The sequence below is a fragment of the Fusobacterium sp. IOR10 genome (assembly GCF_010367435.1).
In the GTDB taxonomy this organism is placed as follows: Bacteria; Fusobacteriota; Fusobacteriia; order Fusobacteriales; family Fusobacteriaceae; genus Fusobacterium_B.
Genome location: NZ_WJWY01000017.1, coordinates 1 through 15714 on the forward strand (window position 1 = coordinate 1; position 15714 = coordinate 15714).

A 15714-nucleotide genomic window follows, 5' to 3' on the forward strand; every position below is an offset into this window, starting at 1 on the left:
TAAGAAATAGAATTTTAATTTATAGCAATTTAACAAAAATAAAAATTCCTTCAGCATAAAGCTGAAGGAACAAAAACATTATTTATTTTTTTATTTTTCTCCACCAACACCAGTTGACAAAGAACCAATTAAATATTAAATTTCATGTCCAAGAAAATGGGTTCACTACAAGTCGGGTTCTTTTGGTATATGTTTATTCAGGAACTATAAGCACTATACATTTAGCATGTTTAACAACATAGCTAGTTACTGATCCTATCATCTTTTCAAATCCTTTTTTTGTAGATTTAGTCATAATAATTAAGTCAACTTCATTGTCATCTGCTACTTTTAAAATTTCTTTTCCAACTTTCTTGTCAAAAAAAACTTCCTTCTTTACAGAATAACCTTCCACAAGTTTCAAAGTTTCATCTAATTTTGCCTCAATTCTACCTTTTAAATCATGACTTTCAAATATTTTCCTACCCTCTTCATAGGTTTTACCCTTTAGAGTTTCATCTAGATCTTTATAAATTTCCTCTGTTCCCTCTTCAACATACATTAAAATTATTTCTGCATCAGTAGGCTTATATAACTCTTTCATCAATGAAATAGAATGTAAACTTCTTTCACTACCATCTAATGGAATAAGTACTTTCTTCATATACATCTCCTCCTATTAAACACTTAGTTAAAATTGAATCACCTTCTATTTTTAGTATAGCTCATAAATTTAAAAAAGTAAACTCTACCTTTAAATAAAATAATTTTTATTTTTTATTCTTAAAAAAATCAATTAATCCTTCCATAGCTAGAAGGTAACCCTTAAGACCAAAACCTGAAATTTGTCCCACACAAGCTGCTGCTGTTACAGACTTGTGACGCATTTCTTCTCTTTTATGAATATTACTAATATGTACTTCAACTGTTGGAATATCAACTGCTTTTAAGGCATCTAAAATAGCTATACTATAATGAGTATAAGCTGCTGGATTTATTATTATCCCATCTACATTTCCATAGGCCTCTTGAATAAAATTAACTATTTCTCCCTCATAATTGCTCTGTTTTATTTCCAGTTGAATATTTTCTTCCTTTGCTTTTTCTTTTAACAAAGTACAAAGAAAAGAATAATCCCCTGTTCCATAAATATTTTTTTCTCTAATTCCTAGCATATTTATATTAGGACCATTTATAACTAATATTTTCATACTGTCCTCCCTTTATTTGTCCATAATATTAATTATATCATTTAGGACTTCATCTACACTATTTTTATTTTCTATAATATAATCTGAATAACTTTCATATAAATCTAACCTTTCCTTATAGAGATTATAAAGTTTTTCTTTTCCTTCTAAAAGAAGAGGTCTTGATTTTGTATCTATATCTTCTATTATTTTTTTCAAAGGACGATTAATAAAAATAACAATTCCATTTTTTTTCAATAATTTCATGTTTTCAGGGCTTTTAACAACTCCACCCCCTGTGGAAATTACTATGTTTTCCTTTAAAGAAATTTCTCTTATATATTTCGTTTCAATATTTCTAAAATATTCTTCACCTATTTCAAATAATTCTGAAATTGATTTTTCTTCCCTATTCTCTAAATACTTATCACAATCTATAAATTCCATCTTTAATTTTCCAGCTAATTTTTCCCCAAGGAAAGATTTTCCACATCCAGGCATTCCTATAAGGACAATATTTATTTTATCATTTAGTTTTTTAGATATTTTTTCAATTATATTATTTTCTATTTTCCTGTTAAGCCATATTTCCTCAGAAGCTATTCCTTGAGTAACTAACATAAACATACCATTAACTGATTTTTTCCCAAGAATCCTAGCCTTTTTTAAAAATTTAGTTTCAATGGGATTATATATTAAATCAACAAAGACTTCATAATTTCTAATTACGTTATCACTAACTGGAGATTCATCTACATTTGGAAACATACCAACTGGAGTACAGTTTATTACAATTTCTCCATCTTTTTTTGCTTCAATGTTTCCTTTTTCAAAATCATTGAAACTAATTACTTTTATATTTTTATTTATTAAACTTCCAAGCTGAGAAGTTGCTTTTTCAATGTTTCTAGCTACAATTATTATATCTTTAGCCTTTAAATCTTTCACACAAGTTATTATTGCTCTAGCTGCTCCCCCTGCTCCAAGAACTACAACTTTTTTATTATATATTTCTATATTATTGTACTCTAATAACCTTGAAAATCCAAAATAATCTGTATTATATCCATATTTTTTCCCATTATTAAAAAAGATAGTATTAACTGCACCTATCTTTTTAGCCTCCTTGGAAATCCAATCTAAGGAGGAAATTGATTTTATTTTATATGGAATAGTCACATTTATTCCTAGATTTTCTTTGGATATTCTTTCAATAAAGGCATGTACATTTTTTTCTTCCTCTTGAAATAAGTCATAACTTCCTTGAATTTTTAATTCTTTAAATAATAGTTTATGAATTTTAGGAGACAAACTATGCCCTAAATGTTTTCCAAGTAAGCCAAGTTTAATCATAATTATCCCCTTCTTTTCTTTTTTCTCCAATATAGTTTCCTAAAACTTTGTATTCTGCAGCAAATTCCTTTATATTTTCCAAAGCTTTCTTAACATTTTTATCTTCTAAATTACCAGTTACATCAATATGGAAAAAATACTCCCATGGTTTTTCTTCAATTGGACGAGACTCTATGTTTTCCATATTCATATTAAAATTATAGAAACATCCTAAAAGTTTATATAAACTACCTGGCTCATGTTTTAAAGTTATAACCATAGTTATTTTATCTGCTGCACTATTCTTAAGCATTTTTTTTGAAATTATAAAAAATCTAGTATAATTATTTTTATTTGCATTTATATTAGAAGCTAGTATCTCTAGATTATACCTTTTTGCAGCTTGCTTTCCTGCAACTGCACCCATATATGGTTTTTGTTCTTCACTAACTAGCTTTGCTCCCCTAGCTGTATTATAGTAAGGGATTTTTTTCATTTTAGGATTTTCTTTAAAAAATTTCCCACATTGGGCAAAACCTTGGGGATGAGAATAAACTTCTGTTATATCTTCTAGTTTTGTTCCTGGGCAAGCTAGTAGATTATGATCAACTTTTATAATTTTTTCCCCTATAATAAAACAGTTATACTGTCTTATTAAATCATAAACTTCTGTTATTCCCCCTGTTGAAGAATTTTCAATTGGTAAAATACCATATTCTATTTCTCCCTTGGAAACTGCTTCTAAAACATCTTCAAATATGGAATAATTATATTCTTCAATATTTTCATTTTTAAAATATTCTTCTATTGCTAAATGGCTATAGGCCCCTTCTACACCTTGATAACCAATATGTATTCTATTTTTATTATTTTCCATAAGTACTCCATTATAATTAATTTATTTTAAATCACTTGAAAGTAACAAATCTAATATTGTAATTGCTGTTACACTTTCAACAACTGGCACTGCCCTTTGAACTATACAAGGATCGTGACGCCCTTTTACTTCAAGTGTTGTATTTTCACCTGTTTCTAAATTTATTGTTTCTTGAGGTTTCCCTATTGAAGGAGTAGGCTTAATTCCAACTCTAAACAAAATAGGCATTCCATTTGTTATTCCCCCAAGTATTCCACCATTATTATTGGTTTTTGTTTTCACTTCACCATTGTCATCTATATACATAGAATCATTAGCTTCATCTCCATATATTTCAGAAATCCCAAAACCTAAACCAAATTCTACCCCTTTAACTGCTGGAATTGAAAAAAGCATATGGGATAATTTACTTTCCACAGAGTCAAAAAAAGGTTCCCCTATTCCTGCTGGAATATTTATTCCCATGCACTCTATTTCCCCACCAATTGAATTTTTATTTTCCCTAGCTACAGCTATTTCTTCTTCCATATTAAGTAGAGCCTCATCATTTATTACAGGGATAGTTTTTTTGCTCAATGTATCAAATAATTCCTTTGATTCATTTAAAGAATTAAAACTATCATCCTTTATTTTACCAATGGATGAAATATGTGCTCCTATAAATATTTCATATCTTTTTAAATATTGTTTTGCAAGAGCCCCTGCAAAAACCAAAGGTGCAGTTAATCTTCCTGAAAAACTGCCTCCTCCCCTGTAGTCATTATATCCCTTATATTTTATTTTCCCAGAGTAATCTGCGTGACTAGGTCTCATTATATCCTTTAAATATCCATAATCCTTGGAATTTTGATTTGTATTTAATATCATTCCACATATGGGAGTTCCTGTTGTTCTTCCTTGAAAAATACCACTTTGAATTATTACTTCATCCTTTTCCTTTCTTGGAGTAGACATTTTATTTCTTCCAGGAGCTCTTCTTTGCATCTCTCTTTTTACTTCTTCTAAATCTATTTCTAAACCAGCAGGAAATCCATCAATAATAACTCCAATTCCAAGTCCATGAGATTCTCCAAAAATAGATAATTTTATTTTATTTCCAAATATACTACTCATAATTTCCTCCTAATTTTGCAAAATCATTCCAAAACTCAGGGTAGGATTTGCTAACACATTCAGTTCCATTTAAAATTAAAGGTTCTGTACATTTAATAGATGCAACTGCTAAACTCATAGCTATCCTATGATCATTCCAACATTCTACCTTCCCACCTGTTAACCTTTCTTTTCCATTGATTATAAGTCCATTAGGTAGTTCTGTAATATCTGCACCTATTTTGTTTAGTTCAGTTGTTATTGCCTTTAATCTATCGCATTCCTTTATTCTTAGCCTTCCTGCATTTATAACTTCAGTTGTACCCTTCCCTATACTTGCAAGTACTGTAAGTACTGGAATTATATCTGGGCAATCCCTTGCATCTATTACTGTGTTTTGAATTTCTTCTCCTCCACAAACTTCTATTTCATTTAGTTTTCTTTTTATATTTAAGGATACTCCCATTCTTTGTAATATTTCTATTATAACTTTATCCCCTTGTAGAGAATTTAAATTTATCCCCTTACAAAGAATGCTATTTTCTCTATTATTTAGAGCCCCTGCAACTAACCAAAATGCAATTTGAGAATAATCCCCTTCAACAATGGAATCTTTACTCTTATAATGTTGAGAACCTTTAATCCTATAGGTCATATAATTATCATGCTCTATTTCTATTCCATACTTTTCCAAAGAAGAAAGTGTTAAATCAATATAACTACGAGACTCTAGTTTTGAAGTTATTCTTAGTATTGAATCTCCTTTTAAAGTAGGTAATATAAATAAAAGTCCACTTATAAATTGAGAACTAACATCCCCTGGAAGATCATATTCCCCAGCTTCTAATTTTCCATTAACCTTTACAGGAAGATTTTCATTATCACTAGTCTCATATTTTATTTTTTTCCTATTGAATATATCATAGTAAGGTTTTAATGGTCTAGATACTAGTTTCCCATGTCCTGTGAATATAACTTCCTCATTGCATGTTGCTCCAAAGGGTATTAGAAATCTAAGAGTAGATCCTGATTCTCCACAATCTATTATATTATGAGTAACTTTAAATTTTCCATCTGTTCCCTTAATTTTAAAAGCTTTTCTTCCTTGAATCTTTGATTTAACTTCCTTTATTTCCACACCTAAATTAATTAGAGCCTTGCATGTTGCTTCTATATCCTTTGAAATACTAATATTATCTACTATACTTTCTTCACTTCCAAGGGCAGCACAGATTATTTCCCTATGTCCCATGCTCTTTGAAGAAGGAATGGAAATGCTTCCTTTTAAATTTTTTGGTATTATTTTTAAAGTTTTCAATACTTTCTCCTTTCTGTATATTAAATAATATATTCCCCTATATTTTTAAAATCTATTTTTAATAATTCACCTTGTCCTAATTTTTTTAGAAGAACTATAGTTATTTTACTTCCAGATTTTTTCTTATCCATTTTAATAATCTCATGAATTTCACATGACTTTAATGTTACAGAAGTTGGTAAATTAAATTTTTCAAGTAGGTTTTTTATCCTTTCAGTTGTTCCCTTTTCTGTAATATTTAATTTCTCAGTTGTATCAGTGATTCTAATCATCCCTATTCCAACACCTTCTCCGTGGGTATACTTATTAAAGCCATAGTATTTTTCCACTGCATGTCCTATTGTATGACCAAAGTTAAGAACCATTCTCTCTCCCTTGTCAAATTCATCACCTTCAACAATTTTTCCCTTTATTGAGCAACATCTAAAAATAATTTCTTCTGAACTATTTATTATATCCTCATCTGTATTCATACTTTCAAATTTTTCAAAAAGTTCAATATCCCTTATACAGCTGTATTTTATAGCCTCTGCAAAACCATCATGTAGATATTTTTTAGGTAGAGTCTTTAATAATTTAGGATCTATATATACTGCCTTTGGTTGATAAAAATTACCTGCTAAATTTTTTCCACTAGGTAAATCCACAGCTACCTTTCCCCCAACACTACTGTCTATTTGAGCAAGTAATGAAGTTGGAACTTGTATAAAGTCAACGCCACGTAAAAAAGTAGCTGCTGCAAATCCTCCAAGGTCCCCTGTAACTCCACCACCTAAAGTTATTATCAAATCACTTCTAGTTAGCCCAAAATCTGACAATTCACTATAAACTTTTTCTAAAACTTGCAAATTTTTACTTTGTTCCCCTGCTTTGAAAACTATCCTTTGTACAATATAGCCTTCCTTTTTCAATGAATTTTCTAAAATTTCCCCATAAATAGGATCCACATTAGTATCTGTAATTATAGCTATTTTTTCCCCATGTACAAAGTCTTTAATTTTTCCACCTATTTTTTCTAAAATTCCTGCTTCTATTTCTATATCATATGTCTTTGGTCCTAAATTAATTTTTATTTTTTGCATTTATTATCCCTCTTCTTTTTATTGTTGCCATTTTCATCATATTTTTTAATTTATTTGCATCCTCTGTTTCCAATGCATTTCTCCAGTTTTCCAATTGAATTTCTAACTTCTTTATTTCTTCAACTATAAATTTTTTATTATCTAAAAATAAATCAGCCCATAAATCTTCATTAATATCTGCAACACGGGTAGTATCCCTATAACCACCACCTATAAAATAACTTGCATCCTCATCCATATTGCTACTATTAACCAGGGCCACAGCCATAACATGGGGAAGTTGACTTGTGTAAGAAATAATTTCATCATGCTTTTCAGGGGAAACCTTTATATAATCTTTACATTCCAAGAGATTTATAAAATTCTCCATCCAAATAATGTTTTCTTCCTTATTTCTAGAAGTTGGAATAAGTATGTAACTTGCACCTTTGAACATTTCCCCTGTTGATTGTCCAACTCCAACACCTTCTCTTCCAGCCATTGGATGTCCAAAAACAAAATCCATATTTTCACCTAAAAGTGGTTCTATCTCTTTTATTAACTTACCCTTTATTCCTGTTGCATCTGTTAATAGTACATTTTCTTTAAAATATTTAACATTATTTTTTATAAAATTAACTAGGGTACTTGGATATATGGAAAAAATTATAACATCTGCTTTTTTTAAAGCTTCATTTGGATTTTTATATGCTTCATCTATAATATTTTCATCTAAAGCCTCATTTAAATAATCTTCATTAATATCAATTCCAATTATTTTTTTAACCTTAAACTTTCTTAAATATTTACCATAAGATCCTCCAATTAAACCTACTCCAACAATAGCAAACACTAAATCTTCTATATTTTTTTCTAAAATAGAAATTTCATTTGTCATATATCCCCCTAGCCTTTATATTTTGAATTTATTATATCATTATTTCCTAATCCATGCTACGTCCTACAATTTTTGCTATCTTTCTCAATTCTTCCATTAATTTATTGAAACGTTTTGGTTTTAATGATTGTGCCCCATCACACCAAGCATTTTTAGGATCATTATGAACCTCTATCATTAATCCGTCAGCTCCAACTGCTATAGCTGCTTTAGCTAACCCTTCAACCATCCACCATTTTCCTGCTGCATGACTAGGATCCACAATAACAGGTAAATGAGTTAATTTTTTAACTGCTAATACAGCACTTAAATCCAAAGTATTACGAGTATAGTTTTCAAATGTTCTTATTCCTCTTTCACATAGGATAACATTTGGATTTCCACTTGCTATAATATATTCTGCTGACATTATCCATTCTTCTATTGTTGCAGATAATCCACGTTTTAATAATATAGGTTTAGTTGTTCCCCTTCCTATTGCCTTTAATAATTCAAAGTTTTGCATGTTTCTTGCTCCAACTTGAATTAAATCTACTTTTTCTTCAAATAAAGGTATTTTTTCTATGGACATTAATTCTGTTACCACTGGTAGTCCATTATTTTTACCTGCTTCAACTAGCATGTCTAAACCTTCTTCCTTTAGACCTTGGAATGAGTATGGAGATGTTCTTGGTTTAAAAGCTCCACCTCTTAACATTGAAGCTCCTGATTTTTTAACTTCCATTGCAACTTCATTCATTTGATCCTTTGTTTCTATTGAACAAGGACCTGCAATTATAGCTAATTTTTCCCCTCCAACTTTAATCCCTGCAACATCTATAATACTGTTTTCTGGATGAAATATTCTATTAGCTTGTTTATAAGGTTCTTCAATTCTTATTACTTTTTCAACATGTACATTTACTGATATATCCCTTGGGTCTATAGATACAGTATCTCCTATAAGTCCTAAAATTGTATAATTTACTCCTTTTATTTCATTTACTTGAAATCCATTTTTCCCCAATTCTTTCATTATTTTTTTTATTTCCAATTCAGGCGTCCCGTTTTTCATAACTACAATCATATTATTTCCCCTCTCTTTGTTTAATTTTTTATTTAAATAATATTATCATTTTTAACCATTTTATTCTAGATAACAATATTTTTATTTTCTTTGTCGCTTTTTTTTTACAAGGCCATTGATTTACTTAGCTTTATAGAAAAAATACGTATAAATTTGTTCGGTATTTTAGAATTTTATGCTTATTTTTTATTAAAACTTGAAAAATTTTCAATGTTTAAACATATATTACTTTATTTTTTAAACAATAAAAAATAAACATTAATTATTAAAAACCTATATAATAAATTTATAATAAGCTCTTAAAACCTATTAAATATTTTATTTTGTATATATTAACACACAAGGCATATGAAATGCAAATAATTTTTATTTTATTTTTGTTTAATTATTTTTGTTTAATTATTTCCATATGTAAACTACAATAAAAAAACCTCAGATGTAATCTGAGGTTTAAATTAATAAATTTATATTAATTCCATATCACAGATACACTTTCTTAGCCAATTAATTGTTTAGCAAAAAAAAGTCTATATCTGTTTTGTTAAAACAAGCATAAACTTTTTCCTAGCACCAATACCAAGAAAATATATTTTTAAGAGATATTTTATTTAAATAGCTTTTATTTAACTTTTCCATTTGTATCTCCCCTTTTTTCTGTTTTTTTGTATTCTAACACTATTCATTTTAAAAGTCAAGCTTTATGAAAAACCTAAGGGATAAATTAAAAATTCCCCCAGCCTAAGCTAGGGGAATTTAGTTAATTATTTAAATAGACACTATTTTTTTTCTGTTGAAAAGTCCATAGCTGCAAGTCTATTATATTGTCTCCATCTTCTTTGTGCGTCAAATTTATTCTTAGCGAATAATTCTTCAGCATGAGCTGGATTTGCTTTTTTAAGAGTAGCATATCTAACTTCTCCCATTAGATATTCTTGATATTTATCCCAGTTTGGTTCTTTCATATCTAGAGTTAGAGGGTTTTTACCTTCTGCTTCTAAAGCTGGGTTATATCTGAATATTGGCCAGTATCCACATTCAGTAGCCAATTTCATTTCAGTTTGAGATTTGCTCATTCCTTTTCTAACACCGTGGTTAATACAAGGAGAGTAAGCAATGATTAAAGATGGTCCATCATGAGCTTCAGCTTCAGCTAAGGCTTTTAGATATTGTTGTTGATTTGCACCCATTGATACTTGAGCAATATAGATATGTCCATAAGACATTGCTATAGCTGCTAAATCTTTTTTCTTATAAGATTTTCCTGCTGCTGCGAATTTTGCAACTGCTCCAGTAGGTGTTGATTTAGAAGCTTGTCCTCCTGTGTTAGAGTAAACTTCTGTATCCATAACTAGTATGTTTACATCTTCGTTAGTAGCTAATACATGGTCAACTCCACCATAACCAATATCATAAGCCCAACCGTCTCCACCAAAGATCCATTGAGATTTTTTAACTAGGTATTGTTTTAAAGAAAGAATTTCTTTAGAAACTTCACAACCACAAGCTTCTAACAATGGAAGTAATTCATTTTTTACTTCTCTAGTTATTTCAGATGATTTTCTGTTTTCTATCCATTTAGTAAATAAAGCAGCAACTTTAGCATCTACTTTATCCATATTTTTTTCCATAATGTCTTGAAGTCTATCTCTTAAAGCTTCAACTGCAACACGCATACCAAATCCATATTCAGCATTGTCTTCAAATAATGAAGATCCCCAAGATGGTCCTTCTCCTTGAGCATTTTTACAATAAGGAGTTGAAGGTGATGATCCTGAATAAATTGAAGAACATCCTGTAGCATTTGCTACCATCATTCTATCTCCGAATAATTGAGTTATTGCTTTAATGTAAGGTGTTTCTCCACAACCTGGACAAGCTCCATTGAATTCAAATAATGGTTGAGCAAATTGAGATCCTTTTACTGTAGTTTTAGCCATTAAGTTATCTTTGTAAGTTACTTCGTTAAACATATATTTAGCATTTTCTTCTTGACCTTTTGCTTTTTCTTCGTCAATTGGTTTCATAATTAAAGCTTTTTCTTTTGCTGGACATACGTTAGCACAAGATCCACAACCTGTACAATCCATTATAGATACTTGTATTCTATATTGTAATCCATCTAAACCTTTACCAAGTGGTTTTTTAGTTTCTAATCCTTCTGGTGCATTAGCCATTTCTTTTTCATCTAATAAGAAAGGTCTAATTACAGCATGTGGACATACATAAGCACATTGACCACATTGGATACAATTTTCTACTTGCCATTCAGGAACATTTACTGCTACTCCTCTTTTTTCTAAAGAAGCTAAACCGTTTTCAATTGTACCGTCTTCATATCCGTTAAATGCTGAAACTGGTAATTCGTTTCCTCTAACGTGGTTTACTGCATCAGAGATATTTTTAGCATATGCTGCTGTTTTATCTTCAACACTTCCACAGTCACAAGATCCACAACAAGTTCCACATTCTGATTCACAAGAGATATCGTTTGGAAGGTCTTTCCATGCTGGATCAACTTTAATTTCTTGAATTCCGTCAGCACCTTTATCAATTGCATCCCAGTTTAATTTAACTACGTCGTCACCTTTTTTAGCATATGATTTTTTAGCATAATCTTTCATATATTGTTGAGCTTCTGCAAATGGAATGATGTCAGCTAATTTAAAGAATGCAGATTGCATTATTGTATTAGTTCTGTTTCCTAGTCCAATTTCTTCAGCTAATTTAGTTGCATTAATTATGTAGAATTTAGCATTTTTTTCAGCTAATTCTTTTTTAAAGCTGTTAGGAACATTGTGTAATAATTCTTCTTCAGTCCATACAGTATTTAATAGGAATGTTCCACCATTTTTTAATCCTGAAATCATATCATATTTTCCAACATAAGCTGCAAGAGAACATGCTACAAATGAAGGTGCAGATACTAGATATGTAGATCTAATAGGTTCTTTACCAAATCTTAAGTTAGATCTAGTGATTCCTCCTGATTTTTTAGAATCATAAGCGAAATATGCTTGAGCATATAAATCTGTTTTGTCACCTATAATTTTTATTGAGTTTTTGTTAGCTCCAACAGTTCCGTCTGCTCCTAGTCCGTAGAATAAACAAGCTTTTACGTCTTCTTTAGAAACAACTGTGTGATCAGTAAGTGGTAATGAAGTAAATGTTACATCATCATTAATACCAATTGTGAAACTATTTTTAGGTTTGTCTTTTAATAATTCGCTGTAAACTGCAAATATTTGAGAAGGATTAGTATCTTTAGATGATAGTCCATATCTTCCACCAACGATTACTGGTGAATTTTCTTTTCCGTTGAATAAAGATACAACGTCAAGATATAGAGGTTCTCCAACTGATCCAGCTTCTTTAGTTCTATCTAAAACAGCAATTTTTTTAACTGATTCAGGTAATGCTTGGAAGAAGTATTTAGCTGAGAATGGTCTGTATAAGTGAACTTTAACTAAACCAACTTTTTCTCCTCTAGATAATAAATTGTCAATAACTTCTTCAGCAGTTTCACAAACAGATCCCATAGCAATTATTACTCTGTCAGCTTCTGGATGTCCATAATAGTTAAATGGTTTGTAATCTCTTCCTGTTGCTTTAGAAATTTCTGATAAGTAATGAGCTACTACATCAGGTACTGCATCATAAAATTTATTTTGAGCTTCTCTTCCTTGGAAGTAAATGTCATCGTTTTGAGCTGTTCCTTTTGTTACTGGGAATTCAGGATTTAATGCTCTTTTTCTGAATTCTTCAATTTTATCTCTGTTAACTAATTTTTTAAATACATCATAATCCATTAGTTCAACTTTTTGAATTTCATGTGAAGTTCTGAATCCGTCAAAGAAATGCATGAATGGTATACTAGATTCTATAGCTGATAAATGTGCAACCCCTGCTAAGTCCATTACTTCTTGAACTGAGTTAGATGCTAACATAGCAAATCCAGTTTGTCTTGCTGCATATATATCTTGGTGATCTCCAAAGATAGATAATGCATGTGTAGATAATGATCTTGCTGATACATGTATAACACCTGGTAATAATTCCCCTGCTATTTTGTACATGTTAGGTATTTTTAATAATAACCCTTGAGAAGCTGTATAAGTAGTTGTTAGTGCCCCTGCTAACAAAGAACCATGAACAGTTCCCGCTGCTCCTGCCTCTGATTGCATTTCAACTAATTTTACTGGAACATCAAAGATATTTTTCATACCCTTTGCTGCCCATTCGTCAGTATATTCTGCCATTGGTGATGATGGTGTGATAGGATAAATTCCTGCTACTTCAGTAAACGCATATGATGCGTAAGCTGCTGCTTGGTTCCCATCCATAGTTTGCATTTGTTTTGCCATTTTGTTTCCTCCCTTTTTAAACCTTTTGAGTTTTTATTAATCACATTGGATATTAGAAGAGTATTCCAATACCTTCCTAATATTTTCAATATTATTAGCTTGCCTTTTGTTAATATTTTATTTGTTGTTTACTATATTAAAAGTATCTCTTGCAATTTCTAATTCTTCATTAGTAGGTATTTTAAAGATTTTTGCTTTAGAGTCTGCTGCTGTTAAGTCAACAATACCTTTTTTTCTAACTGAGTTTATTTCTTTATCTATTTTAATTCCCATAAACTCTAATCCTTCTAAAACTGCTTCTCTAACACCTGCTGCATTTTCTCCAATTCCACCAGCAAAGCAAACTGCGTCTACTCCACCAAGTTGTGCTGCATAGTTTCCTATGTAAGCTTTAATTTTATATATGAACATTTCTTCAGCAAGTATTGCTCTTTCATCCCCTGCTTCAACTCCATTTTCCATATCTCTACAGTCAGAAGATTTTCCATATATTCCTAAAATTCCTGATTCTTTATTTAGTCTTGAATCCATTTCTTTATCAGAAAGGTTTCTTTTTCCTTTTATAAATAAAACAGCTGCAGGATCAATATCCCCACATCTAGTTCCCATCATTACACCTTGTAATGGAGTAAGACCCATTGAAGTGTCTATACATTTCCCATCTTTAACAGCTGAGATTGATGCTCCATTTCCTAAATGACATACTATTATATTTGAATGTTCAGGATTTCCCATTGCTTTGATACATTCTTCAGAAACGAATTTATGAGATGTACCGTGGAATCCATATTTTCTTACTTTTAATTCAGTATAATCTTCATATGGTAGTGCATACATGTAAGATTTAGCTGGCATTGTTTGATGAAATGCAGTATCGAATACACATACATTTGGTTTCCCAGGCATTAATTCTCTACAAGTATCTATTCCCATTAAGTTTGCTGGATTGTGAAGTGGTGCTAATTCATTGTTTGATTCAATTGCTTTTAATACTTCGTCAGTTAATAATACTGATTTTGCAAATGCTTCTCCCCCATGAACTACTCTGTGACCTAATGCATCAACTTCATCAACTGAAGCAATTACTCCTATTTCTTTATCAGTTAATGTATTTATTACTAATGTTAAAGCTTCTTTATGTGTAGGCATTGCTTGTTTAAATTCTTTTTCTAAATCAGTTGAAGGAACTTCATATTCCATTCTTGATCCTTCTATTCCTATTCTTTCACAAAGTCCCTTTGCAAAAACTAAACCTGATTCAGGATTTAATAATTGATATTTTAAAGATGAACTACCACAATTTATTACCAATACTTTCATTAAATAAACTCCTTTTACTTTTTTATATTTATTAATACTTATTAATCTTGTGCTGCTATTGTACATGTAGTACAAGCTTGAGCTGAAGTAATTGCAACTAAAACAGTTATATCATCTATTGAACATCCTCTAGATAAATCGTTTATAGGTGCATTTAAACCTTGAATTATTGGACCATAAGCATTTGCTCCTGCAAGTCTTTGAACTAATTTATATCCTATATTACCAGCTGATAAAGTTGGGAATATTAAAACATTTGCATTTCCAGAAACATCAGATAAAGGAGCTTTAACTTCTCCTACTGATTTAACTAAAGCAGCATCTGCTTGTAATTCGTCATCAAATCTGAAAGAAACTTTTCTTTCTCTTAATATTTTTCCTGCATCTTTAACTAAATCAACACATTCATGATGTGCAGAACCTTTAGTTGAGAAAGTCATTAATGCAACTCTTGGATTTATTCCAGCTATTGTTATAGCTGTTTCAGCAGCTGAAGTAGCTATATCAGCCAATTGTTCTGAAGTTGGTTTTGGTATAACTGAACAATCTCCAAATAATAAGATGCTTCCAAATAAATCTTTCTTTTGAGTTAATTCCATTACAAAAACAGAAGAAACTGTTTTTACTCCTGGTCTTGTTCCTATAACTTGAATTCCTGCTCTTAATACGTTAGCTGTTGGTGCAGTTGCTCCAGATACCATTCCTTCTGCATCTCCCATCTTAACTAACATTGCTCCTAGGAAATCTTTATCAGACATTAATTTTGCTTTTGCTTGTTCAAAAGTCATTCCTTTTTTTGATCTTATTTCTGCTAATTTAGTAGCATATGCATCCATTTTTTCAAAATTTTCAGGATCAACTATAGTAGCCCCTTCAATTGAAATTTCATAGGCTTTAGCATCTAAAGCTATTTTTTCTGCACTTCCTATTAATATTGGACGTGCTAATTTTTCCTTTAATATTTCTGCTGTTGCTCTCATTACTCTTTCATCATGTGCTTCTGGTAACACAATCCTACTGTTTGATACTAAGGCTTTTTTTCTTACTTTTCCTAAAAAACTCACTTTAGTCCTCCTCAAAGATTTAATAATAATTTATTTATAACATTAACTGTTGTTAAACGTAATTTAACTATTTTTCTTAAACTTCAACTATATATTAACAAATTTTACAAATATTTACAATTTTTTTTTTGCTTTTTTTCGCTCTTTTTTCTAACT

At 30.2% G+C, this 15714-nt stretch carries 12 protein-coding genes; all 12 read right to left on the reverse strand.

The window, feature by feature from the left end; all coding sequences use genetic code 11:
- Positions 1-193: 193 nt before the first annotated feature.
- Positions 194-643 (reverse strand): universal stress protein, encoded by a 450-nt coding sequence (locus GIL12_RS06075; protein WP_203522549.1) that lies wholly within the window; start codon positions 641-643, stop codon positions 194-196.
- A 106-nt stretch (positions 644-749) separates the two neighbouring features.
- On the reverse strand, positions 750-1190 hold the full coding sequence (gene aroQ / locus GIL12_RS06080; RefSeq protein ID WP_163469609.1) for a type II 3-dehydroquinate dehydratase: 441 nt from the start codon (positions 1188-1190) through the stop codon (positions 750-752).
- Positions 1191-1202: 12 nt separating this feature from the next.
- Positions 1203-2522 carry a shikimate dehydrogenase gene (gene aroE / locus GIL12_RS10140; protein WP_163469610.1) on the reverse strand — a complete coding sequence of 440 codons (1320 nt, stop codon included), beginning with the start codon at positions 2520-2522 and terminating at the stop codon, positions 1203-1205.
- Positions 2515-3378 (reverse strand): prephenate dehydratase, encoded by an 864-nt coding sequence (pheA, locus tag GIL12_RS06090; protein ID WP_163469611.1) that lies wholly within the window; start codon positions 3376-3378, stop codon positions 2515-2517. The genes aroE and pheA overlap by 8 nt, the downstream gene beginning before the upstream one ends.
- 21 nt (positions 3379-3399) lie before the next feature.
- Positions 3400-4491: a chorismate synthase gene (gene aroC / locus GIL12_RS06095; protein ID WP_163469612.1), complete on the reverse strand. Its 1092-nt coding sequence runs from the start codon at positions 4489-4491 to the stop codon at positions 3400-3402.
- On the reverse strand, positions 4484-5788 hold the full coding sequence (gene aroA / locus GIL12_RS06100; RefSeq protein ID WP_163469613.1) for a 3-phosphoshikimate 1-carboxyvinyltransferase: 1305 nt from the start codon (positions 5786-5788) through the stop codon (positions 4484-4486). Before aroA ends, aroC begins: the two co-directional genes overlap by 8 nt.
- Before the next feature lie 20 nt (positions 5789-5808).
- Positions 5809-6870, reverse strand: a complete 1062-nt coding sequence (aroB, locus tag GIL12_RS06105; RefSeq protein WP_163469614.1) for a 3-dehydroquinate synthase — start codon at positions 6868-6870, stop codon at positions 5809-5811.
- A complete protein-coding gene (locus GIL12_RS06110) occupies positions 6851-7747 on the reverse strand; it encodes a prephenate dehydrogenase (RefSeq protein WP_163469615.1) in 897 nt (298 codons plus the stop codon). The genes aroB and GIL12_RS06110 overlap by 20 nt, the downstream gene beginning before the upstream one ends.
- 46 nt (positions 7748-7793) lie before the next feature.
- Entirely contained in the window at positions 7794-8813 is a 1020-nt protein-coding gene (gene aroF, locus GIL12_RS06115) for a 3-deoxy-7-phosphoheptulonate synthase (protein ID WP_163469616.1), read from the reverse strand.
- Positions 8814-9589: 776 nt separating this feature from the next.
- Positions 9590-13174 (reverse strand): pyruvate:ferredoxin (flavodoxin) oxidoreductase, encoded by a 3585-nt coding sequence (gene nifJ / locus GIL12_RS06120; protein ID WP_163469617.1) that lies wholly within the window; start codon positions 13172-13174, stop codon positions 9590-9592.
- A gap of 117 nt (positions 13175-13291) precedes the next feature.
- Entirely contained in the window at positions 13292-14494 is a 1203-nt protein-coding gene (locus tag GIL12_RS06125; protein WP_163469618.1) for an acetate/propionate family kinase, read from the reverse strand.
- 41 nt (positions 14495-14535) lie between these two features.
- On the reverse strand, positions 14536-15558 hold the full coding sequence (pta, locus tag GIL12_RS06130) for a phosphate acetyltransferase (RefSeq protein WP_163469619.1): 1023 nt from the start codon (positions 15556-15558) through the stop codon (positions 14536-14538).
- Positions 15559-15714 lie beyond the last annotated feature (156 nt).

Bases quoted from the DNA above. Each gene is read 5' to 3' on its own strand.
- GIL12_RS06075 (WP_203522549.1), bottom strand. From the start codon at position 643: ATGAAGAAAGTACTTATTCCATTAGATGGTAGTGAAAGAAGTTTACAT.
- aroF (WP_163469616.1), bottom strand. From the start codon at position 8,813: ATGATTGTAGTTATGAAAAACGGGACGCCTGAATTGGAAATAAAAAAA.
- GIL12_RS06110 (WP_163469615.1), bottom strand. From the start codon at position 7,747: ATGACAAATGAAATTTCTATTTTAGAAAAAAATATAGAAGATTTAGTG.
- GIL12_RS06125 (WP_163469618.1), bottom strand. From the start codon at position 14,494: ATGAAAGTATTGGTAATAAATTGTGGTAGTTCATCTTTAAAATATCAA.
- aroC (WP_163469612.1), bottom strand. From the start codon at position 4,491: ATGAGTAGTATATTTGGAAATAAAATAAAATTATCTATTTTTGGAGAA.
- aroB (WP_163469614.1), bottom strand. From the start codon at position 6,870: ATGCAAAAAATAAAAATTAATTTAGGACCAAAGACATATGATATAGAA.
- aroE (WP_163469610.1), bottom strand. From the start codon at position 2,522: ATGATTAAACTTGGCTTACTTGGAAAACATTTAGGGCATAGTTTGTCT.
- nifJ (WP_163469617.1), bottom strand. From the start codon at position 13,174: ATGGCAAAACAAATGCAAACTATGGATGGGAACCAAGCAGCAGCTTAC.
- pheA (WP_163469611.1), bottom strand. From the start codon at position 3,378: ATGGAAAATAATAAAAATAGAATACATATTGGTTATCAAGGTGTAGAA.
- aroQ (WP_163469609.1), bottom strand. From the start codon at position 1,190: ATGAAAATATTAGTTATAAATGGTCCTAATATAAATATGCTAGGAATT.